This is a genomic window from Promicromonospora sp. Marseille-Q5078, from assembly GCF_050315395.1.
Classification (GTDB): domain Bacteria; phylum Actinomycetota; class Actinomycetes; order Actinomycetales; family Cellulomonadaceae; genus Isoptericola.
In genome coordinates, this window is the sequence record NZ_JBNPQG010000001.1 from 3,924,316 (window position 1) to 3,950,745 (window position 26,430).

The 26,430-nt window shown below is 74.5% G+C and carries 25 protein-coding genes, 1 tRNA gene and 1 other RNA gene; 10 read left to right on the top strand and 17 right to left on the bottom strand.

Annotated elements, in window-relative coordinates; all coding sequences use genetic code 11:
• Positions 1 to 35 precede the first annotated feature (35 nt).
• The 9 genes from ACQFYA_RS18045 to ACQFYA_RS18085 all read right to left on the bottom strand — a co-directional run bounded on the left by ACQFYA_RS18045 (position 36) and on the right by ACQFYA_RS18085 (position 9,501).
• Positions 36 to 641 carry a response regulator gene (locus tag ACQFYA_RS18045; RefSeq protein WP_499126453.1) on the bottom strand — a complete coding sequence of 202 codons (606 nt, stop codon included), beginning with the start codon at positions 639 to 641 and terminating at the stop codon, positions 36 to 38.
• Positions 638 to 1,885: a sensor histidine kinase gene (locus ACQFYA_RS18050; protein WP_499126456.1), complete on the bottom strand. Its 1,248-nt coding sequence runs from the start codon at positions 1,883 to 1,885 to the stop codon at positions 638 to 640. Before ACQFYA_RS18050 ends, ACQFYA_RS18045 begins: the two co-directional genes overlap by 4 nt.
• Positions 1,886 to 1,933: 48 nt before the next feature.
• Positions 1,934 to 2,791 carry an ABC transporter permease gene (locus tag ACQFYA_RS18055; protein ID WP_499126457.1) on the bottom strand — a complete coding sequence of 286 codons (858 nt, stop codon included), beginning with the start codon at positions 2,789 to 2,791 and terminating at the stop codon, positions 1,934 to 1,936.
• Positions 2,788 to 3,753 (bottom strand): ABC transporter ATP-binding protein, encoded by a 966-nt coding sequence (locus ACQFYA_RS18060; protein ID WP_499126459.1) that lies wholly within the window; start codon positions 3,751 to 3,753, stop codon positions 2,788 to 2,790. The genes ACQFYA_RS18055 and ACQFYA_RS18060 overlap by 4 nt, the downstream gene beginning before the upstream one ends.
• An 89-nt stretch (positions 3,754 to 3,842) precedes the next feature.
• On the bottom strand, positions 3,843 to 4,769 hold the full coding sequence (locus ACQFYA_RS18065; protein ID WP_499126460.1) for an ABC transporter ATP-binding protein: 927 nt from the start codon (positions 4,767 to 4,769) through the stop codon (positions 3,843 to 3,845).
• Entirely contained in the window at positions 4,766 to 5,686 is a 921-nt protein-coding gene (locus tag ACQFYA_RS18070) for an ABC transporter ATP-binding protein (RefSeq protein WP_499126462.1), read from the bottom strand. The genes ACQFYA_RS18065 and ACQFYA_RS18070 overlap by 4 nt, the downstream gene beginning before the upstream one ends.
• Complete coding sequence (locus tag ACQFYA_RS18075; protein ID WP_499126464.1) at positions 5,683 to 6,756, bottom strand: ABC transporter permease; 1,074 nt, start codon at positions 6,754 to 6,756, stop codon at positions 5,683 to 5,685. The genes ACQFYA_RS18070 and ACQFYA_RS18075 overlap by 4 nt, the downstream gene beginning before the upstream one ends.
• 13 nt (positions 6,757 to 6,769) lie before the next feature.
• Complete coding sequence (locus tag ACQFYA_RS18080) at positions 6,770 to 7,759, bottom strand: ABC transporter permease (RefSeq protein WP_499126466.1); 990 nt, start codon at positions 7,757 to 7,759, stop codon at positions 6,770 to 6,772.
• Positions 7,760 to 7,809: 50 nt separating this feature from the next.
• Positions 7,810 to 9,501 (bottom strand): ABC transporter substrate-binding protein, encoded by a 1,692-nt coding sequence (locus tag ACQFYA_RS18085; RefSeq protein WP_499126468.1) that lies wholly within the window; start codon positions 9,499 to 9,501, stop codon positions 7,810 to 7,812.
• Between the two features lie 132 nt (positions 9,502 to 9,633).
• Between ACQFYA_RS18085 and ACQFYA_RS18090 the strand changes: the two genes are divergently transcribed.
• From ACQFYA_RS18090 to ACQFYA_RS18100, 3 genes are read left to right on the top strand one after another with little or no spacing between them, the layout of a single operon-like run.
• Positions 9,634 to 10,956 carry an ROK family transcriptional regulator gene (locus ACQFYA_RS18090; RefSeq protein ID WP_499126470.1) on the top strand — a complete coding sequence of 441 codons (1,323 nt, stop codon included), beginning with the start codon at positions 9,634 to 9,636 and terminating at the stop codon, positions 10,954 to 10,956.
• The gene (locus ACQFYA_RS18095) at positions 10,953 to 13,106 is read left to right on the top strand and encodes an alpha-galactosidase (RefSeq protein ID WP_499126471.1); all 2,154 of its coding nucleotides are present in this window, start codon (positions 10,953 to 10,955) and stop codon (positions 13,104 to 13,106) included. Before ACQFYA_RS18090 ends, ACQFYA_RS18095 begins: the two co-directional genes overlap by 4 nt.
• Positions 13,107 to 13,127: 21 nt before the next feature.
• Positions 13,128 to 13,652, top strand: coding sequence for an NUDIX hydrolase (locus tag ACQFYA_RS18100; RefSeq protein WP_499126472.1), 525 nt, complete (start codon positions 13,128 to 13,130; stop codon positions 13,650 to 13,652).
• 73 nt (positions 13,653 to 13,725) lie between these two features.
• On the opposite strand, the gene ACQFYA_RS18105 is transcribed toward ACQFYA_RS18100, so the two are convergent.
• The 4 genes from ACQFYA_RS18105 to ACQFYA_RS18120 all read right to left on the bottom strand — a co-directional run bounded on the left by ACQFYA_RS18105 (position 13,726) and on the right by ACQFYA_RS18120 (position 18,388).
• Positions 13,726 to 14,130, bottom strand: a complete 405-nt coding sequence (locus ACQFYA_RS18105) for a VOC family protein (protein WP_499126474.1) — start codon at positions 14,128 to 14,130, stop codon at positions 13,726 to 13,728.
• Positions 14,127 to 14,555 carry an NUDIX hydrolase gene (locus ACQFYA_RS18110; RefSeq protein ID WP_499126476.1) on the bottom strand — a complete coding sequence of 143 codons (429 nt, stop codon included), beginning with the start codon at positions 14,553 to 14,555 and terminating at the stop codon, positions 14,127 to 14,129. Before ACQFYA_RS18110 ends, ACQFYA_RS18105 begins: the two co-directional genes overlap by 4 nt.
• On the bottom strand, positions 14,555 to 17,452 hold the full coding sequence (locus ACQFYA_RS18115) for a DNA polymerase III subunit gamma and tau (RefSeq protein ID WP_499126478.1): 2,898 nt from the start codon (positions 17,450 to 17,452) through the stop codon (positions 14,555 to 14,557). The genes ACQFYA_RS18110 and ACQFYA_RS18115 overlap by 1 nt, the downstream gene beginning before the upstream one ends.
• A 66-nt stretch (positions 17,453 to 17,518) precedes the next feature.
• The gene (locus ACQFYA_RS18120; RefSeq protein ID WP_499126480.1) at positions 17,519 to 18,388 is read right to left on the bottom strand and encodes a hypothetical protein; all 870 of its coding nucleotides are present in this window, start codon (positions 18,386 to 18,388) and stop codon (positions 17,519 to 17,521) included.
• A gap of 91 nt (positions 18,389 to 18,479) precedes the next feature.
• Between ACQFYA_RS18120 and ACQFYA_RS18125 the strand changes: the two genes are divergently transcribed.
• The 3 genes from ACQFYA_RS18125 to ACQFYA_RS18135 are packed head-to-tail and all read left to right on the top strand — an operon-like array spanning position 18,480 to position 20,573.
• Positions 18,480 to 19,034 (top strand): TetR/AcrR family transcriptional regulator, encoded by a 555-nt coding sequence (locus ACQFYA_RS18125; protein WP_499126482.1) that lies wholly within the window; start codon positions 18,480 to 18,482, stop codon positions 19,032 to 19,034.
• Entirely contained in the window at positions 19,027 to 19,788 is a 762-nt protein-coding gene (locus ACQFYA_RS18130; RefSeq protein ID WP_499126484.1) for an ABC transporter ATP-binding protein, read from the top strand. Before ACQFYA_RS18125 ends, ACQFYA_RS18130 begins: the two co-directional genes overlap by 8 nt.
• Positions 19,785 to 20,573 carry a hypothetical protein gene (locus ACQFYA_RS18135; RefSeq protein ID WP_499126485.1) on the top strand — a complete coding sequence of 263 codons (789 nt, stop codon included), beginning with the start codon at positions 19,785 to 19,787 and terminating at the stop codon, positions 20,571 to 20,573. The genes ACQFYA_RS18130 and ACQFYA_RS18135 overlap by 4 nt, the downstream gene beginning before the upstream one ends.
• A gap of 18 nt (positions 20,574 to 20,591) precedes the next feature.
• Here the strand turns inward: ACQFYA_RS18135 and ACQFYA_RS18140 are convergent, their stop codons facing one another.
• The 4 genes from ACQFYA_RS18140 to ffs form a co-directional block, all read right to left on the bottom strand.
• Positions 20,592 to 21,254: a methionine ABC transporter permease gene (locus tag ACQFYA_RS18140; protein ID WP_499126486.1), complete on the bottom strand. Its 663-nt coding sequence runs from the start codon at positions 21,252 to 21,254 to the stop codon at positions 20,592 to 20,594.
• Positions 21,254 to 22,477 carry a methionine ABC transporter ATP-binding protein gene (locus ACQFYA_RS18145; protein WP_499126487.1) on the bottom strand — a complete coding sequence of 408 codons (1,224 nt, stop codon included), beginning with the start codon at positions 22,475 to 22,477 and terminating at the stop codon, positions 21,254 to 21,256. Before ACQFYA_RS18145 ends, ACQFYA_RS18140 begins: the two co-directional genes overlap by 1 nt.
• 94 nt (positions 22,478 to 22,571) lie before the next feature.
• Positions 22,572 to 23,480, bottom strand: coding sequence for a MetQ/NlpA family ABC transporter substrate-binding protein (locus tag ACQFYA_RS18150; RefSeq protein ID WP_499126489.1), 909 nt, complete (start codon positions 23,478 to 23,480; stop codon positions 22,572 to 22,574).
• Between the two features lie 427 nt (positions 23,481 to 23,907).
• An RNA gene (ffs, locus tag ACQFYA_RS18155) (signal recognition particle sRNA small type) lies at positions 23,908 to 24,004 on the bottom strand.
• Positions 24,005 to 24,152: 148 nt separating this feature from the next.
• On the opposite strand from ffs, the gene ACQFYA_RS18160 reads away from it, so the two are divergent.
• The 4 genes from ACQFYA_RS18160 to ACQFYA_RS18175 all read left to right on the top strand — a co-directional run bounded on the left by ACQFYA_RS18160 (position 24,153) and on the right by ACQFYA_RS18175 (position 26,417).
• A tRNA-Ser gene (locus ACQFYA_RS18160) sits at positions 24,153 to 24,237 on the top strand.
• Between the two features lie 293 nt (positions 24,238 to 24,530).
• Entirely contained in the window at positions 24,531 to 25,292 is a 762-nt protein-coding gene (locus tag ACQFYA_RS18165; protein WP_499126491.1) for a class I SAM-dependent methyltransferase, read from the top strand.
• Between the two features lie 140 nt (positions 25,293 to 25,432).
• Positions 25,433 to 25,729: a type II toxin-antitoxin system VapB family antitoxin gene (locus tag ACQFYA_RS18170; RefSeq protein ID WP_499126492.1), complete on the top strand. Its 297-nt coding sequence runs from the start codon at positions 25,433 to 25,435 to the stop codon at positions 25,727 to 25,729.
• 49 nt (positions 25,730 to 25,778) lie between these two features.
• A complete protein-coding gene (locus tag ACQFYA_RS18175; protein ID WP_499126494.1) occupies positions 25,779 to 26,417 on the top strand; it encodes a LytR C-terminal domain-containing protein in 639 nt (212 codons plus the stop codon).
• Positions 26,418 to 26,430: the final 13 nt, after the last annotated feature.

Below are 26,430 nucleotides of genomic sequence, written 5' to 3' on the forward strand. Positions count from 1 at the left end.
AACCCACCCGGGTTTCGACACGCTCAACCAGCGGGTCAGACCCATCCCTGGGCGCGCGCGAGCCGCACCGCCTCGTGCCGGTTGGTCACCCCGAGCTTCGCCACCGCCGACGAGAGGTAGTTGCGCACCGTCCCGGGGGCGAGCGCCGCGCGCTCCGCGATCTCGTCGACCGGCGCGCCGTCGGCCGCCAGCTCGAGCACGTCCGCCTCCCGTGCGGTCAGCGGCGAGTCGCCCGCGGCGATGGCGTCGGCGGCGAGCTCCGGGTCCACGTAGCGCCCGCCGCCGGCGACCTGGCGGATCGCTGCCGCCAGCACGGTCGCCGACACCGTCTTGGGCAGGAAGCCCCGGACCCCGGCGGCGAGCGCCTTCTTGAGGTGCCCCGGCCGCCCGTGCCCGGTCACGATGACGATGCCGCAGCCGGGCACGCCCGCGCGGACCGCCTCGGCGACCTCGATCCCGTCGGCGCCCGGCATCTGCAGGTCCAGCACCGCGACGTCCGGCCGGTGCCGCTCGATCGCCGCGACCGCCTCCGGCCCCGTGCCCGCCACGGCGACCACCTCGAGGTCGTCCTCCAGGTCGAGGAGCTGGGCGACGGCGTCGCGGATGAGCGTCTCGTCGTCGGCGAGCACGACCCGGATCACGCGGTCACCTCCGACGGGGCGGGCACCCGGGCCTCCAGGACGAACCGGTCGGCGTCCACCGACGTCACGAGGGAGCCGCCGACCGCGACGAGCCGCTCGCGGAGCCCGACCAGCCCGTTCCCGCCGGCCGCTGCACCGGCAGGGCCGTCCGATCGCGGATCCGCCCTGACACCGTCGTTGCTCATCCTCAGCACCAGCTCCTGCTCCTCGTCCGCCGCCAGGTCGATACGGCACTCCCGTGCGGCCGAGTGCCGCACGATGTTCGTCGCCCCCTCGCGCACCGCCCAGGCGAGCGCCTCCACCTGCGGCGGGCCGAGCGTCGGCACCTCCCCGACGACACGCACCGTCACCCCCGCCGCCCGCAGCACCGACCGCGCGCCGTCGAGCTCCGTGGCGAGGTCGGCGGCGCGGTACCCGGCGACGACGCCGCGCACCTCCCGCAGCGAGTCCTGGGCGAGGGTGCGCACGTCGTCCATCTCGGCGGCACCCTGCGGGTCGCCGCGGCGGGCCAGTGCGGCCGCGAGCTCCGACTTCACCGCGACGGCCGACAGCGCCCGGCCGACGACGTCGTGCATGTCCCGGGCGATGCGCAGCCGCTCCTCGGCGACCGCGAGCCGCGCGGAGACGGCCTGCGCCTCCTCGAGGCGGCGCACCACCTCGACGATCCACATCGACAGCCGCACCGAGGACGTCCAGACCGTGGCGGCGAGGTACGCGAGCAGGGCCACCAGGATGAGTCCGGACCCGGCGACCAGGGCCTGGACCCCCGCGGCGACGAGGGCCACCACGAGCCCGGCGCCCGCGATCCGGCGGGCCCGGAGGACGACGGCCAGCGCGCCCGCGGTCGCCGCCCCGCAGACGATGGTCATCGCCGTCGCCGGTGCCATCCCGCCCCCGCCCATGGCCGACGACGGCAGGGCGAGCACCGCCACGACCGGCACCGCCACGGACGTGCCGGCCAACGCCCAGACGAGCGGCCCCGGCCGTCCTCCGCGGACCAGGGGGCGCGTGAACCCGACGTGCACGACGCCGAAGCAGGCCAGGGTGTGCAGCGCGGCCGCGACCACGAGGGCGAGCACCGCTCCCCCGCCGGGGGCCTCCGTGTCGCCCGCCGGACCGATCGCCAGCCAGTACAGGTAGAGGAACGGCTCCGCGAGGACCACGACGTACAGGCTGACGCGGGTGTAGACCTCGACGCCGCGTGCGCCGCGGGCCGGGGCCGTGGCAGGTCCGACGCTCGTCACGTGGTCAGCCTGCCACGACACCCGGCCCGGGGCGCCCCTGCCCGGTCGTCACCGGCGCGGCTCCCACCGCATGAAGCGGCGCGCGGCCAGGACGCCGATCGCGGTCCACGCCACCAGCACCAGGACCGACAGGCGCCCTGCGGCGACGGTCTCGGCGAAGGTGGTCAGCACCCGGCCGTCCCGGTCGACCCCCGTCGCGCCGAGCATCATGAGGTCGGTGATCGGCCGCAGCGGGGTGAACGTGCTGATGGTGCCGAGCACCCCCGGGAACCCGCCCTGGCCGCCGAACAACCCCGCGAACGGGAGGGCGACGAGCAGCAGCGGCAGGGTGGTGAGCTGCGCGGACTCGACCGTCCGGGACAGGCCCGAGGTCGCGGCGGCGAGCGCCGTGAGCATGACGACCCCGCCGAGCACCGCCAGCACCATGAGGAGCGGGTTCACGAACGCGGGCGGCTCGAGGAGCACCGAGACCGCGACGAGGCCGAGGACGACCTGCGTGAGCGCGACGGTGAGCGCCGGGACGGCGCCGCCCACCAGGATCTCCGCCCGCGAGCTCTCGCCGACCAGGTAGCGCTTGAGCACCAGCTCCTCGCGCCGCGCCACGTAGGCCACGGTGAGGTTGTAGTAGACGACCAGCGAGAGCGCCATGACCGTCAGGATGTTGAGCAGCATCGGCCCGACGACGGCGGGCTCGGCGTCGCCGGACCCGAAGACGGTGGTGAACAGGGCCACCGTCGCGGGCGGCAGGGCGAGGGCGTTGAACAGCGCCGTGCGGTTGCGCACGAGCAGCAGCAGCTCGGCCTTGGCGAGCGCCCGGACGCGCCGCACGCTCAGGCGGCGCGCCGCGGGCGAGGCTTCCCCGCGACGTGCCGGGGACAGGCCCTGGGTCGGGGTCGTGGTGGTCATGCCGCCACCTCCGTGGTGTCGTCGCTGGTGGTGCTGTCGTCGTCCATGGCGAGGAAGGCCTGCTCGAGCGACGCGGACCGGGCGTCCAGGTCGTCGAGGCGCAGGCGGCGGGCGTCGGCCCACTGCAGCAGCGCGTACAGGTCGTCCTGCAGGGTGGTGGTGCGCAGCCGCAGGCGGCCGTGGTGGTCGATGTCCGGCACGTCGACCACGCCCTCGAGCGACGGCAGGTCGGCCACGGTCGGGACCACGGCGCGGCCGCCCGTGTCGCGCACCACGACCTCCAGCCGGGCGGGCTCGGCGGCGACGATGTCCGCCACCGACCCGGTCCGCACCACGCGGCCGCCCTGGAGGATCGCGATGCGGTCCGCGAGCTCCTCGGCCTCCTCGAGGTAGTGCGTGGTGAGCAGCACGGTGGTGCCCTCGGCGAGCATGCCCTGGACCAGGCGCCAGGTGGCGCGGCGGCTCTCCGGGTCGAGGCCGGTCGTGGGCTCGTCGAGGAACAGCACCTCGGGGTCGCCCATGATCGCGAGCGCGAGGTCGAGCCGGCGCTTCTCGCCGCCGGACAGGCTCGCCACCCGCACGTCGGCGCGGTGCGCGAGGTTGACGGCGGCGAGCACCTCGTCGACGGGGCGGGGCCGGGTCAGGGTGCCGGCCCAGGTGCGGGCGGTCTCGGCGACGGTGAGGTCGCCGGAGAACCCCGCGCTCTGCAGCATGATGCCGAGCGAGCCGACCACCTCGCGGCGCTCGCGGTAGGGGTCGTGACCGAGCACCCGGACGGTGCCGCCGCTGGCCGGCGCGAGGCCCTCGACGAGCTCGACGAAGGAGGTCTTGCCCGCCCCGTTGGTGCCCAGCAGGGCGACGAGCTCACCGCGGTGGACGTCGAGGTCGACGCCCCGGACGGCCTCGAAGGTGCCGTACCGGCGACGCGCCCCGCGGACGTGGACGATGGGTTCCGATGTCATGCCTCCACCCTCGGGCGGGGGCGTCGCCGCTGGTAGTGCCGCCCGTCACCGGCTTCCGTGCAGACCGCACGGGCCGGGCATGACACCTGTCACGACGCGCTGCCCTGCCGCGCCCGGCCCGCGTGGGAGCCCGACGGCGCGCCCGCCTCCTGCCACTCGCCGGTGAAGTGGTCGAAGCACACGCCGTTGTCGATCCCGCCGCGGTCGACCGCGTCCTGCGACAGGGCGACCCGGTCGACCCGCTCCGGGTCGGGGGCGGCCATGGCCAGGAGCTTCGTGTAGTCGTGGTGCGGGTCGAGGATGACGGCGTCGGCCGGCCCCCGCTCGACGACGCGGCCGCGGTACAGCACGACGATCTCGTCGGAGAAGTGCCGGGCGGTGGCGAGGTCGTGCGTGATGTACAGGACGGCGAGCCGGTCCTCGCGCTGGAGCCGCCCGAGCAGGTTGAGCACGCCGAGGCGGATCGACACGTCGAGCATGGAGACGGGCTCGTCCGCGATGAGCACCTGCGCGCCCGGGGCGAGCGCGCGGGCGATGGCGACGCGCTGCCGCTGCCCGCCGGACAGCTCGTGCGGGCGCCGCGGCGCGATGGCCTCCGCGGGGGTGAGGTTGACGCGCTCCAGCATCTCCAGCACCCGCTCGTGCGTCTCGTCGGCGGTGCGGGTGCGGTGGTGTATGCGCAGGGGCCGGGCCACGTGGTGCTCGATCGAGTGGAACGGGTTGAGCGACGCGAACGGGTCCTGGAACACCATCTGCACCTGCCGCCGGTACAGCGAGCCCTGCACGGGCGTGCCGTCGTCGAGGGTCACCTCCACCGCGCCGGACGTCGGCCTCTCCATGCGGGTGAGGATCTTCGCGATCGTGGACTTGCCCGAGCCGGACTCCCCCACCAGCGCGACGGTGCGGCCCGGCACCAGGTCCAGGCTCACGTGGTCGACGGCGCGCAGGCGGGTGCGTCGCACGCCGGCGCGGATGGAGTAGTCCTTGACCAGGTCGGACACGTGGACGCGGGTCATGCGCGGCCCTCCTCGGCGGCGTCGGCGGCGGTCGTGTCGACCCCGCTGCGGATGAACCCGCCGCGCTCCCCCGACAGGCTCGGGAACGAGCCGAGGAGCTTGCGGGTGTAGGGGTGACGTGCCTCGCGGTAGAGGCGCTGGGCGGTGTCGAGCTCGACGATCTCGCCGGCGAGCATCACCGCGATCCGGTCGCTGATCTCCAGCAGCAGCGGCAGGTCGTGGGTGATGAACACGACGGCGAAGTCGAGCTCGTCGCGCAGCCGCACGATCTCGCGCAGGATGTCGCGCTGCACGACGACGTCGAGCGCCGTCGTCGGCTCGTCCATGATCATGATCTGCGGCTGGAGCAGCATCGCCATCGCGATCATGACGCGTTGGCGCATGCCGCCGGACAGCTCGTGCGCGTACGAGCCGAGCCGGCGCGGGTCCACGCCGACGCGGTCGAGCACCTCCACGGAGCGGCGGCGCACCTCGGCGCGGGACGTGCCCGGCCGGTGCGCCAGCAGGGTGTCGCGCAGCTGGGCGCGCACCGTGGTGACCGGGTTGAGGGCGTTCATCGCGCCCTGGAACACCATCGACAGCTTGTCCCAGCGGAACGCCCGCAGCTCGCGGTCCTCCAGCGCCAGCACGTCGACGTCGGAGCCGTCGCGGTCGTGGAAGGTGATGCTCCCCGACGCGATGCGCGCCGGCGGCCGGTGCAGCCGGTTCACCGCGTACGCGAGCGTCGTCTTGCCGCATCCCGACTCGCCGGCGAGCCCCAGGATCTCGCCCCGGTGCAGCGTGAGGCTCGCGTCCTTCACCGCGGTGACGGGCTGCTCCACCTCGTAGACGACGGTGAGGTCGGAGACGGTGAGGACGGGCTCGGCGCCGCGCGGCCCCGCCGCCCGCCGGTCGTCGTGCAGCATCGTCGTCGTCATCGGGCGGACACCTCCTGTGCGGCGTCCGCGTCGCGGACGGGCTCCGACCCCTGCCGGCCGGACCGGCGGGACGCGCGGGCGAGCTCGCGCTCCAGCCGCGCCGCCCGCCGGGCCCGCTTGCGGTGCCGGCGCAGGTTCTTGAGCTTGGGGTTGATGATCTCGTCGATCGAGAAGTTGATGAGCGACAGCCCCATGCCGAGCAGGGCGATGATGATGCCGGGCGGCAGGAACCACCACCACGCGCCGAGCGAGAGGGCGAAGCCGTTCTGCGCGTAGAAGAGCATCGTGCCGAGCGTCGCCGAGTTGGCGGCCCCCAGGCCGATGAACGACAGCCCGGCCTCGCCCAGCACCGCCGCGATGACGGCGAACACGAACTGGGACGCGATGACGGGCAGCAGGTTGGGCAGGATCTCGACCACGATGACGCGCCACGGCTTCTCGCCGGAGACCTTGGACGCGGCCACGTAGTCCCGGTTGCGCACGGACAGCGTCTGCGCGCGCAGCACCCGGGCCGCGGCGGCCCAGCTCGTCAGCGCGAGCACGACCGCGATCGTCCACAGGCCGCGGCTCTCGCGGGGCACGAAGCCGGAGATCACGATGACGAGCGGCAGGCCGGGGATCACGAGGAACACGTTGGACAGCAGCGAGAACGCCTCGTCGGCGAACCCGCCGCGGTACGCCCCGTAGATCCCGAAGAACGCGGACAGCGCGGTGGCGAGGACGCCCACCAGGAAGCCGATCTGGAGCGACCCGCGGGTGGCGTACGCGAGCTGGGCGAGCACGTCCTGGCCCGTCTGCGTGGTGCCGAGCGGGAACTCGGCGGACGGCGGCGTCAGGCCCTGGTCGCGGATCTCGGTCGGGTCGCCCACGAGGTACGGGCCGAGGACGCCGAACAGGGTGATGCCGACGACGAGGACGAGGCCGACCGCCAGCCACGGCGTCATGGTGGGCAGGAGCATCCGCCAGCCGGAGCGCGGCGCACGGCCGTTCCGGCCGTGCTCTTCGGCCTCGGCGTCGATCGCCTCGTCGATGTCCAGGACCGGCTCGTTGGCCGGGCTGAGGTTCGTCATGTCGGGGCTCCCGTCAGGACCGCGCGCGGGTGCGCGGGTCGATGACGCCGTACAGCAGGTCGACCACGAGGTTGGCCCCGAGCACGGCGAGGGTGATGAAGAGGAAGACGCCCTGCATGAGCGCGTAGTCGTTGTTGGTCACGGCGCCGAGCAGGCGGCCCCCGATGCCGGGGTAGGAGAACACCTGCTCGGTGATCACCGACCCGGAGACGACGAAGCCCAGCGAGATCGCGAACCCCGCGACGGACGGCAGGACGGCGTTGCGCGACGCGTACGCCCGCAGGACGGTGCGCGGTGCGAGGCCCTTGGCCTCGGCGGTGAGGACGTAGTCCTCCGACAGGGTCGAGACCATCATGTTGCGCATCCCCAGCAGCCAGCCGCCGATCGACGCGAGCACGATCGTCAGCGCGGGCAGGAAGCCGTAGTGGATCGCCGAGCCGATGAACTCGGCGTTCCACCCGGGGTCCAGGACGACGTCGTAGCCGCCCTGCATGGGGAACCATCCGAGCACGCGTGCCAGCAGGTACGTCAGCAGCAGCGCCAGCCAGAAGTACGGCACCGCGGCCAGCAGCGTGGTGGCGGGGATGAGCGAGTCGAGCCAGGTGCCCGGCCGCCACCCGACGAAGGCGCCGAGGCCCACGCCGAGGACGGCGGCGATGACCGTCGACAGCCCGACGAGCACGATCGTCCACGGGATCGACTGGCTGATGACGTCGGACACCTCGGCCGGGTAGTAGCTCACCGAGACGCCCAGGTCGCCGTGGACCAGGTTCTTCAGGTAGCTGACGTACTGGGACCACAGCGGTTGCGAGTCGTCGCCCCCGAGGAGCAGCGCGTACGCCTCCCTGGTCTCCTCGCTCACGGTGCCGCCGCGCTGCTGGAGCTTGGCCAGCAGGATGTCGACGGGGTTCCCGGGAAGCAGGCGAGGGATCGCGAAGTTCAGCGTCAGCGCGGCCCACAGCGCCACGGCGTAGAAGCCCAGCTTGCGCAGGAAGTAGTTCACGGCAGTCGGCCCTCCTCGGGGGCGGCGGCTCGGTTCACGTCAGCCTCGCCTCAGCCCTGCGGCTCGAGGTGCTTGAAGATCTCGGCGGCGTCGAGCGCCGACCAGACCGCGGGGAACGCGTACAGGTCGTCGTCCGACGGCCAGCCGGTGAACTTCGCCGTGTTCCACACGCTGGTCGTGCCGCCCGTGAGCACCGGGATGTACGGCATGTCCTCGACGATCGCCTCCTGGACGGTGTCGAAGTACGGCTGCCGCGCGGCGGCGTCGTCCAGCGGGAGGGTCGACAGCTCCTCGAGCGCCGCGTCGACGTCGGGGTTGGCGTACCGGGAGAAGTTGTTCCCCGCCGTCTCGCCCACCTTCGCGCCGGGGGCCGAGTCGAAGAAGTAGTTGTACAGGTAGTACGGGTCGGGCGCCGGCCCCTGCCAGAGCGAGTCGATGACCAGCTGGAAGTCGCCCGAGCCCTTCTTCTGCGTCCACTCGTTCCACGACGACTGGGCGGCCTTCAGCTCGATGCCCGCGGCCTTCGCCTGCGAGGTCATCGTGTCGATCGCGGTGATGTAGTCGGTCCAGCCGGTCACGACCTCGACGGTGAGCGAGAGCCGCTCGCCGTCCTTGGCGTAGATGCCGTCCGAGCCCTTGGCCCAGCCGGCGTCCTCGAGCGTCGACGCCGCCCGGTCGGGGTCCGCCGTCATGGGCGCGGTCTTCTCCGTGACCGCGGCGGAGACGAAGTCGTCCTGGCTGGGCGTGAGGGTGAAGGCGGGCGACATCTCGTTCGCGGTCTCCATGAACGCGAGCTTGTTGAGCTGCGTGCGGTCGATCGCGTCGTACAGCGCGTGCCGGACGGCGGGGTCGGTCTGCGGGCCGGAGCAGCCCATCTCCTCGCTCGAGCAGGTCGCCAGGACCATCTGGTTCTGCCACTGCGTGTACGCGTCGTAGCTCGGGAAGTTCTGGTGGGTGTTCTGGATGTCCGGGATGGGGCCGGTCTGCCAGTCGATGGTGCCCGCGGCGATCGCGTCGGCGCCCGCCTGGTTGCCCGAGAGGGACAGGTACCGGATGTTCTTCACGGCGGGCTCGCCGCCCCAGTACGTGGTGTTCGCCTTGAGGGTGAAGGCCTGCGGCTTGAAGTCGTCGAGGAGGTAGGCGCCCGTGCCGACCGGCTTCTCGATGACGTCCTCGGTCGGGTTGACGTCCTTCCACAGGTGCTCGGGGACGATCGGGGTGCTGAGCACGTCCGGGCCCTTGACGAACGCCGGCTTCTCGAAGGTGAAGGTCACGTGGGTGTCGTCCACGGCCTTCGCGGTGCCCTCGAAGCCGATGTTGTTCAGCGCCTTGTTCTTCTTGAGCATCGTGAACGTGAAGGCCACGTCGTCGGCCGTGAACGGCTCGCCGTCGCTCCAGGTGACGCCGTCGCGCAGCGTCACGGTCAGGACGGTGCCGTCGTCGTTCCACGCCTGCTCCGTGCCGAGCAGGGGCACGGGGTCGGTCACCTCGGCCTTGTTGAAGAAGAACAGGGGCTCGTAGATGGTGCCCAGCCCGCCGATCTTGGTGGGCGAGAACGGGTTGAAGTTGATCTGGTAGTCGCCCGCCTGGCCGGTGTAGGCGACGAGCGTGGCGTCGCCGCCGCCCGAGGAGCCGGACCCGCCGCCGGAGCCTCCCCCGGAGCAGGAGGCGAGGGTCAGGGCGAGTGCGGCGGCACCGGCGATCATCGCGACGCGACGCCGGGTTCCTGTGCTGAGGAGCATCTGCGGTCCTTTCTCAGGTCCGGGCACCGCTGCCCGGCTGGGAGGGCGCCACCGTCGGCGCCGCATGTATTCTTGCTGAAGTTAACTTAACCGGTCAAGCAGTGCAGCGACGCTCTCTTGAGAGGAACGGCCATGCTCCTCACCGGCCCCGGCCGGGCCACGACCTCCGGGCGGATGCTCGACCTCCTGCGCGCCCACCGGACCCTCAGCCGGGTCCGGCTCGCGGAGCTCTCCGGCCTCACCGCGCCCACGATCACGCACGTCGTGCGCGAGCTGGTCGCCGCCGGCCTCGTGCACGAGGTCGGTCGCGAGCGCGGCGGGCGCGGGCAGCCGCGCCGGCTGCTCGCCCTCACCGCCGAGGCCGGGTTCGGCGTCGGGATCCAGCTGGACCGCACGACGACGACCGTGGTCGTGGTCGACTTCGCGGGCGACCCGGTCGCCACCGTCGGCCTGCCCGGCGCGGGCGCGGGCACCCCCGCGGCCACCGTGGACGTCCTCGCCCGCCACGTCGCCGACCTGCTGCGGCACGCGGGCGTCCCGGGCGACCGTGTGCTCGGGATCGGGCTGGTCACGCACGGTCCGCAGGACCGGGACCGGGGCGTGCTGCTCACCGCGCAGCCGACACCGGAATGGCTCGGGTACCCCGTCACCGACGCCCTCGCCGACCGGCTCGGGCTGCCCGTGCTGCTGGAGAACGACGCCACCGCCGCGGCCGTCGGCGAGCTCTGGGTGGGCGACGAGCCCACCGGCACCTTCGGGCTCGTCTACATGGCCTCCGGCATCGGCGGCGCCGTCATCGTCGACGGCGAGGTCTACCGGGGGCGCGCGTCCAACGCCGTCGAGATCGGGCACGTCGCGCTGCCGCGCGGCCGCACGCCGTGCGTCTGCGGGCGCCGGGGGTGCGTGCAGGCGCAGGCGGGGCCGCGCGCCGTCGTGCGGCAGGCCCTCGACGACCCCCGCCTCGCTGCCCGCCTCGGGCTCGACGGCGGGCCGACCCACGCCCTCGCGGACTTCGAGCGCGTGGCGCGCGCCTGGCAGGCGGGCGACCCCGACGCGGGGTCGCTGCTGAAGCGCTCCAGCCGTGCGGTCGGGCAGGCCGCCGTCGTCCTGGCCGACCTGTTCGACCTCGACACCGTGGTGCTCGCCGGGCCCGCGTTCCTCACCGCCGGGCCCCTGTACCGACGCGCGGTGGCGCGGTCCCTGGAGCGCGACGCGCTCAGCCGTACGCTCAGCCCGCCCCGGGTGCTGCTGTCCACGCACGTCGGGACCGCCGCCGCCATCGGCGGTGCGCTGCACGCGCTGCGCACCGCGCACCTCGGCGCCGTCGCGGCCCCCGCGCTCGCCGCCGCCGGCCTCCGCCCCCTCCCGTCCGCCGCGACCGCGACGGCCGCCACGACCTCCATCGCCACCACCACCACGACCACCACCACCACCACCACGACAGGAGCACCGTGATCCCCACCCCGCACCGGACCGTGCTGCGCCGCGACGGCGTCGCCGTCGTCGTCGCGCACCCCGAGGCCGGCCTGCCGACCGTGCTGCACTGGGGCGCCGACGTCGGCCCCCTCGACGACGCCGACCTCGCCGCGCTCGACCTCGCCACGAGCCGCCAGACGCCGCCCGGCACCCTCGACGCCGCCTGGCGCCTGCCGGTCGTGCCGCAGGAGGGCGACGGCTGGTCGGGCCGCCCGGGGCTGCTCGTGACGCGCGGCGGGCTGCCGGCCTTCCCGCGGTGGGCGGCCGCCGTGGAGCGCCCCGACGACGCCACCCTCGTCGTGACCGCGACGGACGCCGCGGCCGGGCTGACGCTGCGCACCCGGCTGGGGATCGGCACCGGCGGGCTGGTGCTCGTGGACCACGAGCTCGTCAACGACGGGGCGGAGTCGCTCGACGTCGCGTGGCTCGAGGCGACGCTGCCCGTGCCGAAGGCCGCCGACCACCTCACGTCGTTCGGCGGCCGGTGGACGCGGGAGAAGTCCCCGACCACCACCGCGATGCCGCCCGGCGCCACCGTGCGCGAGTCGCGCCGCGGGCGCGGCGGGCACGACGCGCCCTGGGTGACGCTCGTCTCCGCCGGCGCGCCGCGGAACCGCGGCGGCGAGGTGTGGGCCGTGCACCTCGGCTGGAGCGCGGACGTGCGCCACCGCGTCGACCGCGTCACCGAGCACCCCACGCTGCTCGGGGCGGGAGAGCTCCTGCGCCCCGGCGAGATCCGGCTGGCCCCAGGCGCGGCGTACCGCGCCCCGACGGCGTACTTCGCCTGGTCGGACGCCGGGCTCGACGGCGTCGCGGGCCGCTTCCACACCTGGCTGCGGGCCCGTCCGCAGCACCCCCGCACCCCGCGCCCGCTGGTGCTCAACACGTGGGAGGCCGTGTACTTCCGGCACGACCCAGCCCGGCTGGCGGAGCTCGCCCGGCGTGCCGCGGACGTGGGCGTGGAGCGGTTCGTGCTCGACGACGGCTGGTTCCTCGGCCGCCGCGACGACACCGCGGGCCTCGGCGACTGGGAGGTCGACCGCGACGTGTGGCCCGACGGCCTCGAGCCGCTGGCCGACCTCGTGCACGGCCTGGGGATGCAGCTCGGGCTGTGGTTCGAGCCGGAGATGGTCAACCTCGACTCCGACCTGGCGCGCGCCCACCCGGACTGGCTCCTCGCCAGCCGGGAGTCGGTGCCCCCGCCGGATGGCGTGTCGTTCCGGGAGCAGTTCACGCTCGACCTCGCGAACCCCGACGCGTGGGAGCACGTGCGGACGCAGATGTCCGCCGTGATCGGCGGGCTCGGGATCGACTTCGTCAAGTGGGACCACAACCGCGACCTCGTCGAGGCCGCGCACCGGTTCCCGGGCCAGGAGGGCAGGCCCGGCCACCACGCGCAGACGCTCGCCGCCTACGCCCTGATCGACCGGCTCAAGGCCGACCACCCCGGCCTCGAGATCGAGTCGTGCTCCTCGGGCGGCGCCCGCACCGACCTCGGCATCCTCGAACGGACCGACCGGGTGTGGGCGTCGGACTCCAACGACCCCGTGGAGCGGCAGGACGTCCAGCGCTGGACGGAGCTGGTGCTGCCGCCCGAGCTCGTCGGTGCGCACGTCGGCCCGTCGCCCGCGCACTCCTCCGGCCGCGCCACCGACCTGTCGTTCCGCGCCGCGACGTCGCTGCAGGGGTCGGCCGGTTTCGAGTGGGACCTGCTCGGGTGCAGCGACGAGGAGCTGGCGCAGGTGCGCGCCTTCGCCGGCCTCTACAAGGAGCTGCGTCCCCTGCTGCACACCGGCACCGTGTCGCACGCCGACGTCGCCGACCCTGCCCTGCGCGTCCGCACGGTGGTGGCCGCCGACCGCTCCGCCGCCGTGGTCGTCGCGGCCACCGTCGCCTCCCCGCAGGAGGCGCTGGTCGAGCGGCTGCGGGTGGACGGCCTGGACCCCGACCGGCGCTACGCCGTGCGCGTGCGCGACGAGATCGGCGCCTCCCGGTGGGGCTGGGTGACGCCCGGCTGGATCGGCGGCGGCCCGGTGGAGCTCCCCGGCCGGGTGCTCGCCGAGGTCGGGCTCCAGCTCCCCACGCTGTGGCCCGTGCAGGCACTGGTCGTGCAGCTCACCGCGGTCTGACCGCTGCGGCAGGATGCTCGCATGGACGACACCGCGGGGTCCGAGGTCGTGGCGTTGTACGACGAGGCGGGGCGGCCGTGCGGCACGGCCGCCCGGGCCCGCGTGCGGGCGGAGAACCTGCGGCACGCGGCCACCGCCGTCGTCGTGCGCAACGGCGCCGGCGACGTGTACGTGCACCGCCGCACCGGCACGAAGGACCTCTACCCCGGCCGGTACGACTTCTGCGCGGGCGGCGTGCTGCGCGCGGGCGAGGACCCGCTCGACTCCGCGCGCCGGGAGCTGGCCGAGGAGCTCGGCGTCGCCGGCGTGGAGCTCGTGACCCTCGGCTGGGCCGACTACGCCGACGAGCGCACGCGGATGCGGGAGTTCCTCTACGAGTGCACCTACGACGGTCCCGTCACCTGGCAGCCCGAGGAGGTCGCCTGGGGCGCGTGGGTCGCGCCGGCCCGGCTGCTCGAGATGATCGACGAGCTGCCGTTCATGCCCGACTCCGTCGCCAACCTCGCCGGCTGGCTCGACGGCCTCCGCGCCTCCCCACCGAGGTAGTCCAGTCCCCCGCGAGGTAGTTCAGATCTCCGCGAGGTAGTCCAGATCTCCGCGAGGTAGTTCGGCCGGTGGCTCAGCGGGCGACGAGCTCGACCTCGAACCCGTCGGCGTCCTCGAGGTAGGCCGCGTAGTGGTCCGGGCCGCCGGCGAACGGGTGCCGGTCGGCGAAGAGCAGCGCCCACCCGTGCGCGGGCGCGACGGCGACCAGCGCGTCCAGCTGCGCGCGGCTCCCGGCGTGCAGGGCGAGGTGGTTGAGCCCGGGTCGACGGCGGTCGTGCGCGACGGCGGTCATCGCCGGGCTCTGCTCGACCACCACGGAGGCGTCGCCCAGCAGCCACGACCGGCCGTGCTCCCACGACTGGTGCGGCCGGTAGCCGAGCTCACTGAGCAGCCAGCCCCACGACCGCTCGGCGCGGGCCAGGTCGGGAACCCAGAGCTCGACGTGGTGGACGGCGCCGCGGGCCGGTGCGGCGCTCATCGGCCGGCGGCGACGTCCGCCATCAGGTCGACGGACAGCGGCGCCAGCGGGTGGGGGCTCGCCGGCGCGGCGGGGTCGACCCACACGTGCTCCTCCAGCTCGGCGCGCGTCTCGACGTCGAAGCCCTCCGGCAGGGCGACCTCGAAGACGTGCGCGTCGACCACGTGGTCGGGCTCGTTGGCCGCGACGGCCGTGCGCCGGCCCAGCGGCCGGACGGCGGCGGGGTCGACGACGAGCCCGATCTCCTCGGCGCACTCGCGCACGAGCGCCGCCACGGGGTCCTCACCCGGCTCGATCTTGCCGCCCACCTGCATGAACGCGGTGGTGCCGCGCTTGCGCACCAGGAGGGCCCGGCCGTCGTCGCGCACGATGACGGCCGCGACGATGTGCAGCGTGGTGGTCCCCACAGTGGTGTCGCCCGCCATCAGGGCTGGTCCGCGATCTCCTCGACGACCTTGCCGTCGAGGACCTGGACCACCAGCTGGACCCCGAACACGCCCGACGAGGAGATGTCGGGGTCGTCGGCAGACGGCTCGTCGTCCATCGCTCCACCGCCGGAGGTGGGCCCCCAGGACGGGCGCCCCTCCGACTGCTGCGCCTCGCGCACGCGACGCTCGGCCGCCTGGCGGGGCGTCTCGCGCACCGGCGCACCGGCGGGAGCGGTGGACGGCGCGGCGGTGGGCGGGCTCGCGGGCACGGGCGCCTCGGGCTCCTCCACCGCCCACGGCGGCGGCCCGTCGGCGCGCGGAGCGGCCGGCGCACGGGGCGCCTCTACCGGCGTCCCGACGGACGTCTCCCGGGGCTCCTCGACCGGCGCCGGCGTGCTCGACGCTCCGGCGAGCCACGCCGCGTCGGCGTCGTCGGCGGCCGTGCGGACCGACGGACGCTCGGCGACGGCCACTCCCCCGCCGGGCCGGCCGGCCACGGCGGCGGACGCGCGCGGGCTCGCCGCCGGTGCGGCGGCCGCGGACACGGTCGCGACCGGGGGCGTGGTGCCCGCCGCCGACGACCGCGCGCCGGGCGGAGGGCCGGCGGGCCGGCCGCCGTCGCCCCCGCCGGCGGGGCCGGGCACGCTCGGGGACGCCGGGCGCGCGGGGGTGGGCGGCGCAGTGTCCGTCCAGGGACCGGGCGACGGGTCCTGCGGCGGCGGGCCGTCCGGATCGCCGGCGGGCGGGGCGGAGGCCCCCCCGCCGGTCCGGCCCTCGTCGAGCGTGGCCTCGACCCGGACCTGCACACCGAGCGTCTGGTACACCGACTCGCTGACGGCGTCCACGTGCCGCGGCTGCGAGAACGTGCGGGCCATGCCGGGCGCCGCGAAGCCGAGCCGCAGGAGGCCGCCCTCGAGCGACGCCACCTGGGCGTTCGGGCCGACCAGCGCACGCGTCACCGGGCTGCCGATGTTCGCGACCACCTCGTCCCAGCGACGCCGCACCATCTCCGCCGTCGCCCCGGACGACCCGCCACCGTCGGCCGCCGCGGGCGCCACCGGCTCCGCAGCGGTCTCGGGCGCGGGCGCCTCGGGGGTCTCCGGCTCGGCAGTCTCGGGCGGGACCGTCTCGGGCTGGGCGCCAGCGGCGTCGACGTCCGCCTGCTCGTCGTCGGTCGGCCCGGGCTCGAAGCCCGCCGGCTCGTCGTCGGCAGGCTCGTCGTCGGCAGGCTCGTCGTCGGCAGGCTCGTCGTCGGCAGGCTCGTCGTCGGCAGGCTCGGGCTCCAGCTCGACGGCGTCCGCCTCGGCCCTGGGCTCCGGCGCGGCAGCGGCAGCGGGCTCGGCAGCAGCTGGCTCGGCCGTCTCCGGCTCCACGACGTCCTCCGACGCGGGAGCGTCGTGCTCCGGAACCTCCGGGTCCGCCGCGGGCGGCGCGCTCGCGGTGGGCTCGATCGCGGTGGGCTCGTTCACGGCGGGCTCGGCGGCGACGGGGTCGGCGGCGACGGGCGGCGTCCGCTCCGGCGCAGCGGCGGCCGCCGGAGCACCGGCCGTGCCCGCCTCGTCCGGCGAGGGCGCCGGGCGGCGGGTCGCCTGCAGCGCGGCGCGGGCGGCGGCGGCCCCGCTCAGCGCACCGGCCGCGGAGCCGGACGGCGCCGGGGCGCGAGGCGCCTCCGCCGGCGCGCCGCCCGCCGGGGCGGGAGCACGGACGGGCGCGTCGCCGGTGGCGAGGGCGCCGCGCTCGAGGCGGTCGATCCGTGCCGCGAGGCCCTCCGTGCCGTCGTCGGCGCCGGGGAGCAGCAGCCGCGCGCAGAGGAGCTCGAGGTGCAGCCGGGGCGAGGTGGCGCCGGTCATCTCCGTGAGGGCGGCGTTGACGAGGTCGGCCGCCCGCGACAGCTCGGACACGCCGAGCCGTCCGGACTGGGTACGCATCCGCTCGAGCTGGTCGGCAGGCAGCCCGCGCAGCACGGCGTCGGCCGCCTCGCCGGAGACGGCGATGACGATGAGGTCGCGCAGGCGTTCGAGCACGTCCTCGACGAAGCGTCGCGGCTCGTGGCCGGTGGCGATCACCTGGTCGACGACGCGGAAGATCGAGGCGCCGTCGCGCGCGGCGAGCGCGTCCACGACGTCGTCGAGCAGGGTGGCGTGCGTGAACCCGAGCAGGCCGACGGCGGTGTCGTACTCGACCGTCCCGTCCGTCGCGCCCGCGATGAGCTGGTCGAGCACCGAGAGGCTGTCGCGGACGGAGCCGCCGCCCGCGCGGGTCACCAGCGGCACCACGCCACCGCCCAGCTCGATCCCTTCGGCGGCGGTGAGCTGCTCGAGGTACGGGCCGAGCACGTCCGGCGGCACGAGCCGGAACGGGTAGTGGTGGGTGCGCGACCGGATGGTGCCGATCACCTTGTCCGGCTCCGTCGTCGCGAAGACGAACTTGATGTGCGGCGGCGGCTCCTCGACGATCTTGAGCAGGGCGTTGAAGCCCTGCGGCGTCACCATGTGCGCCTCGTCGAGGATGAAGATCTTGTACCGGTCGCGGGCGGGCGCGAACGTGGCGCGCTCGCGCAGGTCGCGCGCGTCGTCGACCCCGTTGTGGCTCGCGGCGTCGATCTCCACGACGTCGAGCGAGCCGGGGCCGCCGCGCGCCAGCTCGACGCACGACGGGCACTCGCCGCACGGCGTGTCGATCGGGTTCTCCGGGGTGTTCCGGGCGCAGTTGAGCGTGCGCGCCAGGATGCGGGCGGACGTCGTCTTGCCGCAGCCGCGCGGCCCGGAGAACAGGTAGGCGTGGTTGACGCGCCCGCTGCGCAGCGCCTGCATGAGCGGTGCGGTGACGTGCTCCTGGCCGATCACCTCGGCGAACGTCTCGGGCCGGTAGCGGCGGTACAGAGCGGTGGTCACCCCGCCAACCCTAGACGCCGCAGCCGACACCGACGAGGCCGCTGCTCAGGCGGTGGACGACGCCCGTCAGTGCGTCGTGACGGGGCGCAGGTAGAGGCCGGGGACGCATCCCAGCTCCCCCGGCTCCAGCTGGATCCGGTCGAAGTCGGAGAACCGCCACGCGGCCTCGCCGTCGGGGCGCACCGCGACGATGCAGTCGCGCGACCGCACGACGCCCACCGTCGCGACGAGCTCGGCGCCCGACCGCTCCGTGCGCACGTCGACGAACTCGGGCAACGACGTCCGCAGCGCTCGCTCTGCATCCCCGGGCGTCGCGCCGTCCCTGAGCCCGTCGAGGACGCCGAGGACGTCCGCCTCCGCCTCCGGGTCGAGCGACGGCAGGGGGGTCGGGTCCGGAGTCACCTCCACGACGTCGTCCGGGCACCCGAACCGGTCCAGGTCCGCCGTGTCGTCGTGCTCGTGGGCGCGGACGACCAGGTGCCAGCACGACGTCGCCTGACCGGCCGCGCGGCTGTCGCCGAAGATCGCACCGCTCGACGAGGAAGCGACATGGACCGAGAGGGCCAGGTCGATCCGGGCTCCGTCAGCATCGCCCGAGGAGCCCCGCCAGCCGAGCACCTGGAGCTCGTACTCCGCGTCGTCCCCTCCGGCCAGCCGTGGCTCCGTCACCGCACTCTGCGCGAGGGTCTCCGCATCGAGGGGCTCGGCGTAGTGCCCCTCGACGTCGTCGGCGATCCCGATCGCCGTGCGCTCGGCGAGCTCGGCCGCGTACCCGTCCCCGTCGTCGGGCGTGGTCACGTCGTGAGCCCACCACGCGCTCAGCACGACGACCAGCACGAGGAGCGCCAGCACCGTCCAGACGAGCCACCACACGGCGCGCGCCGCGAAGCCCCACGGCGGGTGACGGCGGTCCTCGGCCTCCTCGTCGAAGAGCATGCGCGGATCATTCCGTACCGCAGGGCGACGCGCCAGAGCCCGGCCGCCCACCTGAAAAGTGAGTGACTCACATTGGGTCTACGCTGGCGACGTGGCCACCCTCACGTCCCCCCGCGCGCTCCGCACCCGGGCCCGCATCCTCGACGCGGCGCTCGACCTGTTCGAGGCGCGCGGCTACGACCAGACGACGGTCGCTCAGGTCGCCGAGGCCGCGGGCGTCACCGAGATGACGTTCTTCCGCCACTTCCCCACCAAGGACGCCGTGCTCGTCAGCGACCCCTACGACCCGCTGATCGCGGAGGCGGTCGGCGCCCAGCCCCGCGACCTCGCACCCCTGGAGCGCGTCCGGCGGGGCATGCGCGCCGCGCTCGACGACGTCACCCCCACCGAGGACGCGACGGCCCACCGCCGGGTCGCGCTGGTCGCCGCCCACCCCCGGCTGCGCGCCGCCGTCGTCACGGCGACGGCGGCGACCGAGCGCGCGATCGCGGACCGTCTGGTCGCCGACGGCGCGCCGCGCTTCGACGCCACCGTCGCCGCCGCCGCGTGCCTCGGCGCCTGCACCGCCGCGCTGCTGGCGCGCACCGACGCGACGACGCCTCTCGCCGACACCGTCACCCACGCGCTGGAGGTGCTGGGTGGATAGCGCCCTGCTGCTCGACGACGTCCACCACGCGTTCGGCGGCCGGCGGCCGGGCTCCCGCCGGGCGTTGGACGGCCTGTCGCTGGCCGTGGCACCCGGTGAGGTGGTCGCGATGATCGGCCTCAACGGCGCGGGCAAGACGACGGCGCTGCGCGTGCTCACCGGGCGCCTGCGACCGACGTCGGGCACCGCGCGCGTGCTGGGCCACGACCCGGGACGGCTCCCGGTGGAGGCCGCCCGGCGGTTCGGCCACGTGGTGGGTGCCGCACTGGTGGACCCGGCGCTCACCGTGACCGAGAACCTGCGCGTCGCGGCCGAGCTGCACGGCGTCGCGCACGCCGAGGCGGCCCCCGAGGCCTCCGCCGTCGCCGAGCGCCTCGACCTCACCTCCTGGGCGCACGCACGCGCCCGCACCCTCTCCCTCGGCAACGCGCAGCGCCTCGGCGTGGCGTGCGCGGTCGTCCACTCCCCCGCCGCGCTGGTGCTCGACGAGCCCACGTCCGCGCTCGACCCGCGCGGCGTCGTCCTCGTGCGCGAGCTCGTGCGGGAGCGCGCGACGGCCGGCGCGGCCGTGCTGGTCTCGAGCCACCACCTCGACGAGGTGGCGCGCATCGCCGACCGGGTACTGGCCGTGCACGGCGGCCGGATCGTCGGGTCGCTGAACCCGGACCAGGCGGACCTGGAGCGCCGGTTCTTCGACCTCGTGCTGTCCGCCGACACGGCGGCGCACCCCGGGGGAAGCCGGAGGTCCGCATGAGCGCCCTGGGCACCGCGCTGCGCGTCGAGGCCCTCGCCTGGCGCCGTTCGACCGTGCAGCGCCTCGCGACGCCGCTGCTCGTCGCGCTGGTCCCGCTCGCGTCGCTGGGGCTGACGGCGCTCGCCCGGTCGGGTGCCGTCGACGGCCCGGGCGCCGCCAAGCTCGCCGACTACGCCACCGGCGACCTCGCGACCACCCACCTCGCCACGGCGGGCCAGATCCTCTCCGTCGCCGTCCTCATGGCCGGCGGCTTCGCGATGGCGGCGACCTTCGGCCAGCCGCTCGCGGACGGCCGCGCGGGCGCGTGGTTCGGCCTCGCGACGCCGCGCGGCACGCTGGCGCTCGCGCGCGGTCTGGTCGTCCTCGGCTGGGTCGCCGCGTGCGTGGTGGCGGCCGTGGCGCTCACCGCCGGGGCGTCGGCGGCCGTCGCCGCCACGACGGCCGCACCGTTCGGCCCGACGGCGTGGGCCGCGGCGGGCCGGGCCCTCGCGGCCGGCCTGCTCGGAGCGGGCCTCGCGCTGCCGTTCGCCGCCGTCGCCACGGCCACCCGCAGCCCGCTCGCCACCGTGGGGGCGCTGATCGGCGTCGTCGCGCTGACCCAGCTCGTCGTGCTGGTCGGCGCCGGCGCGTGGTTCCCCTACGCCGTCCCGTCGCTGTGGACCGGCACGGGCGGGCCGGACGCCGCGGCCGACGTCGGCGGGGCGGCGTTGGCGGTCACCGCGGCCGTCGCCCCGGTCGGCGCGGCCTTCGTCGTCGCCCAGTGGCGACGCCTCACCGACGTGTGACCGCGTTCCGTCGAGGGCTCAGCGGCGCAGCGCCTTGCGGGCCAGCAGGTTCCCCACCCACTGCACGACCTGCACGATCACGATGATCACCGCCACGGTGACCAGCACGACCATCCAGTTGTAGCGCTGGTAGCCGTACCGCAGCGCGAAGTCACCCAGGCCGCCGCCGCCGATGAGGCCGGCGATCGCGGACATGTCGAGCACGGCGATGAACAGGAACGTGTAGCCGAGGATCAGCGGCGCCAGCGCCTCGGGCACGAGGACCGTCGTGATGATGCGCCACGACGACGCCCCCATCGCCCGCGCGGCCTCCACGACGCCGGGGTCGATGCCCACGAGGTTCTGCTCCACGATGCGCGCGGTGCCGAACGCCGTCATCACCGACAGCGGGAAGATGAACGCCTCGGTGCCCAGCGTCGTGCCGACGACCTGCAGGGTCACCGGCCCGAGGAGCGTGACGAAGATGATGAACGGGATCGGGCGCACGATGTTGACGAGCACGTTGAGGACGCCGAACACGGCGCGGTTCGCCAGCAGGTTGCCCGGCCGGGTCACGTAGAGGGCGAGCCCCAGCGCCAGGCCGCCAATGCCGCCGGTCAGCATCGCCACGGTGACCATCTGCAGGGTCTGGCCGAACGCCTCCCACAGCAGCGGCCACAGGGTGGACCAGTCGCGGTTCATCAGGCGCCTCCGAGGTGGCCGTGGCGGGTGATCGCGTCGCGCGCCTCGCGGTACGGGTCACCGAGATCGTCGTCGTCCGCGCCGGGCGGGTCTCCCTGCGGGCCGCTGGCGGCGCGCAGCGCACGCGGGTCGTCGGTCGGCCGCTGGGCGGTGCCGAGGTCGACGACGTCGGCGTGCTCGCGCAGCGCGGCGAGGAAGGTCACGATGCGCTCGTCAGGGGCGACGAGCTCGACCGTCAGCGACCCGAACGGCCGCTGCCCGACCTCGCTGATGCCGCCGAAGACGACGGCGCCGTCCACTTCGTGCTCGCGCAGGAGGCGGAAGAGCTCGGTGCCCGTGCTCGTGCCCTCACGGACGCCGACGGTGACGAGGCGTCCGGGGTGGCGCTCGCGCAGCCGGGCGAGCGCGTCGGGCGACGGCCGGTCGTGCATGGCGGTGCCGACGAACCGCTGGGCGGCGTCGGCCTGCGGGGCGGAGAAGACGTCGTACACGTCGCCGACCTCGACGACCTTGCCGTGCTCCATCACGGCCACGCGGTCGCAGATGGAGCGCACGACCTCCATCTCGTGCGTGATGACGACGATCGTGATGCCGAGCTCCGCGTTGACGCGGCGCAGCAGCGACAGCACGTCGCGGGTGGTCTCCGGGTCGAGGGCGGAGGTCGCCTCGTCGGCGAGCAGGATCGTCGGGGACGTCGCCAGCGCGCGGGCGATGCCGACGCGCTGCTTCTGCCCGCCGGAGAGCTGCCGCGGGTACGCCCGCGCCTTGTCGGAGAGCCCGACGAAGTCGAGCAGCTCGGCGACACGCGCGATGCGCTTCTCCTTGGGCCACCGCGCCACCCTCAGCGGGTAGGCGACGTTGCCCGCGACGGAGCGCGAGGTCAGCAGGTTGAACTGCTGGAAGATCATGCCGATGCGCGCGCGCACCCCGCGCAGCCGGCGCTCCGGCAGCCCGGTGAGGTCGGTGCCCTCGACGAGCACCGAGCCCGAGGTGACGGTCTCGAGCGCGTTGACGAGGCGGACCAGCGTCGACTTGCCCGCCCCGGAGTAGCCGATGACGCCGAAGATCTCGCCGGCGCGCACGGTCAGGGAGACGTCGTCCACGGCGTGCACCGCACCGTTGCCGTCGCCGAACGTCTTCGACACGCCCCGCAGCTCGATCGCCGGGGCGCCCGGCCCGTCGGCCCGTGGGGCCCGGCCCGCTTCCGCCGTGGTCTCGCTCACTGGTCCGTCCTCTCTGTCCGCCGTCACCATCCTGCCCAGCGCGACGGCCGGGACGCGCGGGCTGGCCCCGCGCTCCCCGGCCGTCGCGGCCCGGTCAGGACGCCGAGCGGATGTCGTCCTCGAGGCCGCCGAGGATCTTCTGCAGCTCCTCGGGCGAGTTGTCCTTGATGACGGCGGTGTCGCCGGACGCCTTCTGCTCCGCGGCGACGACCTCGTCGGAGTGCGAGATCTCGACGAGCTTCGCCAGGTCCGGGTCGTCCTTGTCCTCGGCCCGCGCCACCCACACGTTGATGTAGGGCTCGGCGGTCGCGGAGTCGGGGTCGTCCTGGAACAGGGCGTCGTCGGCGGAGAGGCCGGCGTCCTCGAGGTAGTCGTTGTTGACGATCGACGCGTCCACCGACTGGAGCTGGATCGGCGTCTGCTCGGCGGAGACGGGGGTCACGGTGACCTTCGAGCTGGGCAGCACGTCGGCCTCGGTGGAGACCGCGCTGCCGCCGTCCTTCAGCTCGATGAGGCCGGCCTCCTGCAGCACGAGGAGCGCGCGGGCCAGGTTGGTCGGGTCGTTCGGCACGGCGATCTCGCCGCCGGCGGGGATCTGCTCCAGCGTGTCGTGCTTCGAGGAGTACAGGCCCAGCGGGTAGACGGCGGTGGCGCCGATCGGCGTCAGGTCGTCGTCGGCGTCGACGTTGTAGCCGGCGAGGAACTGCAGGTGCTGGAACTGGTTGGCGTCGAGCTCGCCCTGCGACAGGGACGGGTTGGCCTGCGTGTAGTCCTGCAGGTCGACCAGCTCGACGTCGAGGCCCTCCTCCTTGGCCTTGTCGGTGAACACGGCCCACTTGTCGTCGGAGGCGCCGACGACGCCGACGCGGAGCGTGCCGTCGCCCTCGGCCGAGCCCGAGCCGCCGCCGCAGGCGGACAGGGTGAAGGCGGCGGCCGCGGCGATCGCGGTGACGGCGACGAAGCGCTTGCGGGTGGCGCTGCGGGGCGTGGTGCTACGGGACATGGTCGTCCTTCCGGGCGGGCGCCGGGTGCGGCGCCGATGAGGCGGGGTGAGGTGCGGCGGCCACGGCCATCAGCTCGAGGCGGCAGGAGGCGAAGGTCCCCGGGCGAGCCGGGGAGGGATGACGACGGGTGACGTCGTCGGGCGCGATGCCGGTGGGTGTCAGTCGAGCTCGCACATTCGACCCGCGGTCACCGCGAGGCAGCACATCGCGCCGCGGCGGCTGGTGCGCGCGGTCGACGGAGCTGCGGGAGCGATGCGGGGCATGACATCAAGGTGACCACCCCGGGCGCGGGTCCACCAAGCCCGAGACCTGGAAATCTCACTGAGCGGACGAAAAGCCGTCCATATCCTGGCGGCTGTGACCCGCGGCACGCTCACGGCGTCGTGAGCGTCGGCCAGGACGGCGCGTCCGAGGCGCGTCGGGGCATGAAAGGACCCCCCGCACACCCACCAGAGCTCACTTACCCTTGCTGCCTTCCGGCCCTGGGGGAGTTCGGCGAGATGGTGCCGCACGAGGGGTCTGCCCGACAGCCTAACCGAGACCGCGCCCGCTCCCGAAACCGACGGCGCCCGCCGCGCGGAGACCACCGTCACGTCGCCGCGATTCGGAGGGACGCCGCGTCGTCGGCTATTCTTCTGGGGCTGCCCGCGCAGGATGCGGGAAGCGCTCCAGGAGGATTCGCCTAGCGGCCTATGGCGCACGCTTGGAAAGCGTGTTGGGTTCACGCCCTCGGGGGTTCGAATCCCCCATCCTCCGCCGACCGACGGGCCCGCACCAGCACGGTGCGGGCCCGTCGTCGTTCCCGCCCCCGCCGGTCGAGCCTGTCGAGACCCCGCCGGTCGAGCCCGTCGAGACCCCGCCGGTCGAGCCTGTCGAGACCCCGCCGGTCGAGCCTGTCGAGACCTGGTTTCGACAAGCTCAACCAGCGGTGGGTTTCGACAAGCTCAACCAGCGGTGGGTTTCGACAAGCTCAACCAGCGGTGGGTTTCGACAAGCTCAACCAGCAAAAGAGCTTCGACAGGATCCACCACCGGGACGACGATGGCGGGATGCACCGCACCTTCGACGAGCTCGTCACCGAGGCCGACGCCGCCCCCATGTCCGGCTGGGACTTCTCCTGGCTGGAGGGACGCGCCACGGAGGAGCGCCCGAGCTGGGGCTTCTCACGGCTGCTGCACGAGCGGATCGGCACCGTCGACGCCGCGCTCGACCTCCAGACCGGCGGCGGCGAGGTGCTCGCGGCCGCGCCGACGCTCCCGCGCCTGCTCGTCGCGACCGAGGGATGGCCACCCAACGTCACGGCCGCGACGAAGCTGCTGCACCCGCGCGGCGTCGCCGTCGTCGCGCACGACGACGACTCGCCGCTGCCGTTCGCCGACGCGGCGTTCGACCTCGTCACGAGCCGGCACCCCGTGGTGCCGCGCTGGGCCGAGATCGCGCGGGTGCTGCGCCCGGGCGGCGCGTACCTGGCACAGCACGTGGGCCCGGCGAGCGTCTTCGAGCTGGTCGAGTACTTCCTGGGCCCGCAGCCCGAGGACGTCCGGCGGGGCCGCGACCCCCAGGACGAGGTGGCCGCCGCGCGGGAGGCCGGGCTCGAGCTGGTCGACCTGCGGGCCGAGCGGCTGCGGATCGAGTTCCAGGACGTCGGCGCCATCGTCTGGTTCCTGCGGAAGGTGGTGTGGATGGTGCCGGGCTTCACCGTCGACGCCTCCCTGCCGCAGCTGCGCGCGCTGCACGAGCAGATCGCCGCCGACGGACCGTTCGTCGCCCACTCCGCCCGCCACCTGGTGGAGCTCCGCCGGCCCGCCTGAGCCCGCCTGAGCCCGCCTGAGCCCGCCTGAGCCCGCCTGAGCCCGGTTGAGCCGGTCCGTGACGGGATCGTGACGACATCGTGTCCGTATCGCGAGGCAACCAGGCCGTGGGCCGCGAGGCCGCCCCTACGATGGCAGCCATGATCTTCAAGGCCGTGGGGGACGGCCGTCCCTACCCCGACCACGGGCACGTCACCGCCAAGGACTGGGTGGACGTGCCCCCGCGCCAGGTGCGCCTGGACGAGCTCGTCACGACCAAGCGCAACCTCGACCTCGACCACCTGCTCGCCGAGGACTCGACGTTCTTCGGCGACCTCTTCGCCCACGTGGTGGAGTACCAGGGCGTCCTCTACCTGGAGGACGGGCTGCACCGCGCCGTGCGCGCCGCGCTGCAGCAGCGCCCCGTCCTGCACGCCCGCGTCCTCGTGCTCCGTTGACGCGTCCCGAGCCCACGAACAATCCCACGAACTCAGGTAGTTTCTTCGCGTGACGACACCGACCCCCGACCCCGTGCGCGAGACGCGCCGCAAGCGCGAGCACGAGCGTCAGGCCGTCGTCTTCGGGCTCATCATCGCGTTCCTGCTGGTCGCCGGCCTGGCCGCCGCCGCCATGTACTCAGGCGCGTTCAGCTCGCCGTTCTCGCGGCCCATCTACACGCCGCAGGCCGAGGCGGTCGAGCCCGAGCCCTGCCTGCCCCCGGTCAAGGGCCAGCCCGACGGGGCGCTGCCCGTGCCGTACTCGAAGGTCAAGGTGCGCGTCTACAACGCCGCCGACGGCAGCGAGCCCCTCGCCAGCGCGAACGAAGAGGTGCTCACCGAGCGCGGCTTCAACGTCGTCGACACCGGTAACTGGCAGGAGAAGATCGACCAGTCCGAGATCCGGTTCGGCACCAAGGGCATCCCCCGCGCGTACACGCTCGCTGCCCAGTACCCCGCGGTCCGGCTGGTCCTCGACGACCGGACGGGCACCACCATCGACCTCCTCGTCGGCGAGCAGTACAGCCCGCCGCTCAGTGAGGACCGCGTGCTGCTCGACGCGGACACCCCCATGACCGACGCGGAGGGCTGCGTGCCCGCCGACGAGGTCACGCCCATCCCCCAGGTGGTCAAGTCCGACGCAGCCTGACCGACCCGGGGGC

Coding starts and splice junctions, on each gene's coding strand:
- ACQFYA_RS18055 (WP_499126457.1), bottom strand. CDS start 2,791: ATGACCACCACGACCCCGACCCAGGGCCTGTCCCCGGCACGTCGCGGG.
- ACQFYA_RS18060 (WP_499126459.1), bottom strand. CDS start 3,753: ATGACATCGGAACCCATCGTCCACGTCCGCGGGGCGCGTCGCCGGTAC.
- ACQFYA_RS18065 (WP_499126460.1), bottom strand. CDS start 4,769: ATGACCCGCGTCCACGTGTCCGACCTGGTCAAGGACTACTCCATCCGC.
- ACQFYA_RS18070 (WP_499126462.1), bottom strand. CDS start 5,686: ATGACGACGACGATGCTGCACGACGACCGGCGGGCGGCGGGGCCGCGC.
- ACQFYA_RS18075 (WP_499126464.1), bottom strand. CDS start 6,756: ATGACGAACCTCAGCCCGGCCAACGAGCCGGTCCTGGACATCGACGAG.
- ACQFYA_RS18085 (WP_499126468.1), bottom strand. CDS start 9,501: ATGCTCCTCAGCACAGGAACCCGGCGTCGCGTCGCGATGATCGCCGGT.
- ACQFYA_RS18090 (WP_499126470.1), top strand. CDS start 9,634: ATGCTCCTCACCGGCCCCGGCCGGGCCACGACCTCCGGGCGGATGCTC.
- ACQFYA_RS18100 (WP_499126472.1), top strand. CDS start 13,128: ATGGACGACACCGCGGGGTCCGAGGTCGTGGCGTTGTACGACGAGGCG.
- ACQFYA_RS18105 (WP_499126474.1), bottom strand. CDS start 14,130: ATGAGCGCCGCACCGGCCCGCGGCGCCGTCCACCACGTCGAGCTCTGG.
- ACQFYA_RS18110 (WP_499126476.1), bottom strand. CDS start 14,555: ATGGCGGGCGACACCACTGTGGGGACCACCACGCTGCACATCGTCGCG.
- ACQFYA_RS18120 (WP_499126480.1), bottom strand. CDS start 18,388: ATGCTCTTCGACGAGGAGGCCGAGGACCGCCGTCACCCGCCGTGGGGC.
- ACQFYA_RS18135 (WP_499126485.1), top strand. CDS start 19,785: ATGAGCGCCCTGGGCACCGCGCTGCGCGTCGAGGCCCTCGCCTGGCGC.
- ACQFYA_RS18140 (WP_499126486.1), bottom strand. CDS start 21,254: ATGAACCGCGACTGGTCCACCCTGTGGCCGCTGCTGTGGGAGGCGTTC.
- ACQFYA_RS18150 (WP_499126489.1), bottom strand. CDS start 23,480: ATGTCCCGTAGCACCACGCCCCGCAGCGCCACCCGCAAGCGCTTCGTC.
- ACQFYA_RS18165 (WP_499126491.1), top strand. CDS start 24,531: ATGCACCGCACCTTCGACGAGCTCGTCACCGAGGCCGACGCCGCCCCC.
- ACQFYA_RS18170 (WP_499126492.1), top strand. CDS start 25,433: ATGATCTTCAAGGCCGTGGGGGACGGCCGTCCCTACCCCGACCACGGG.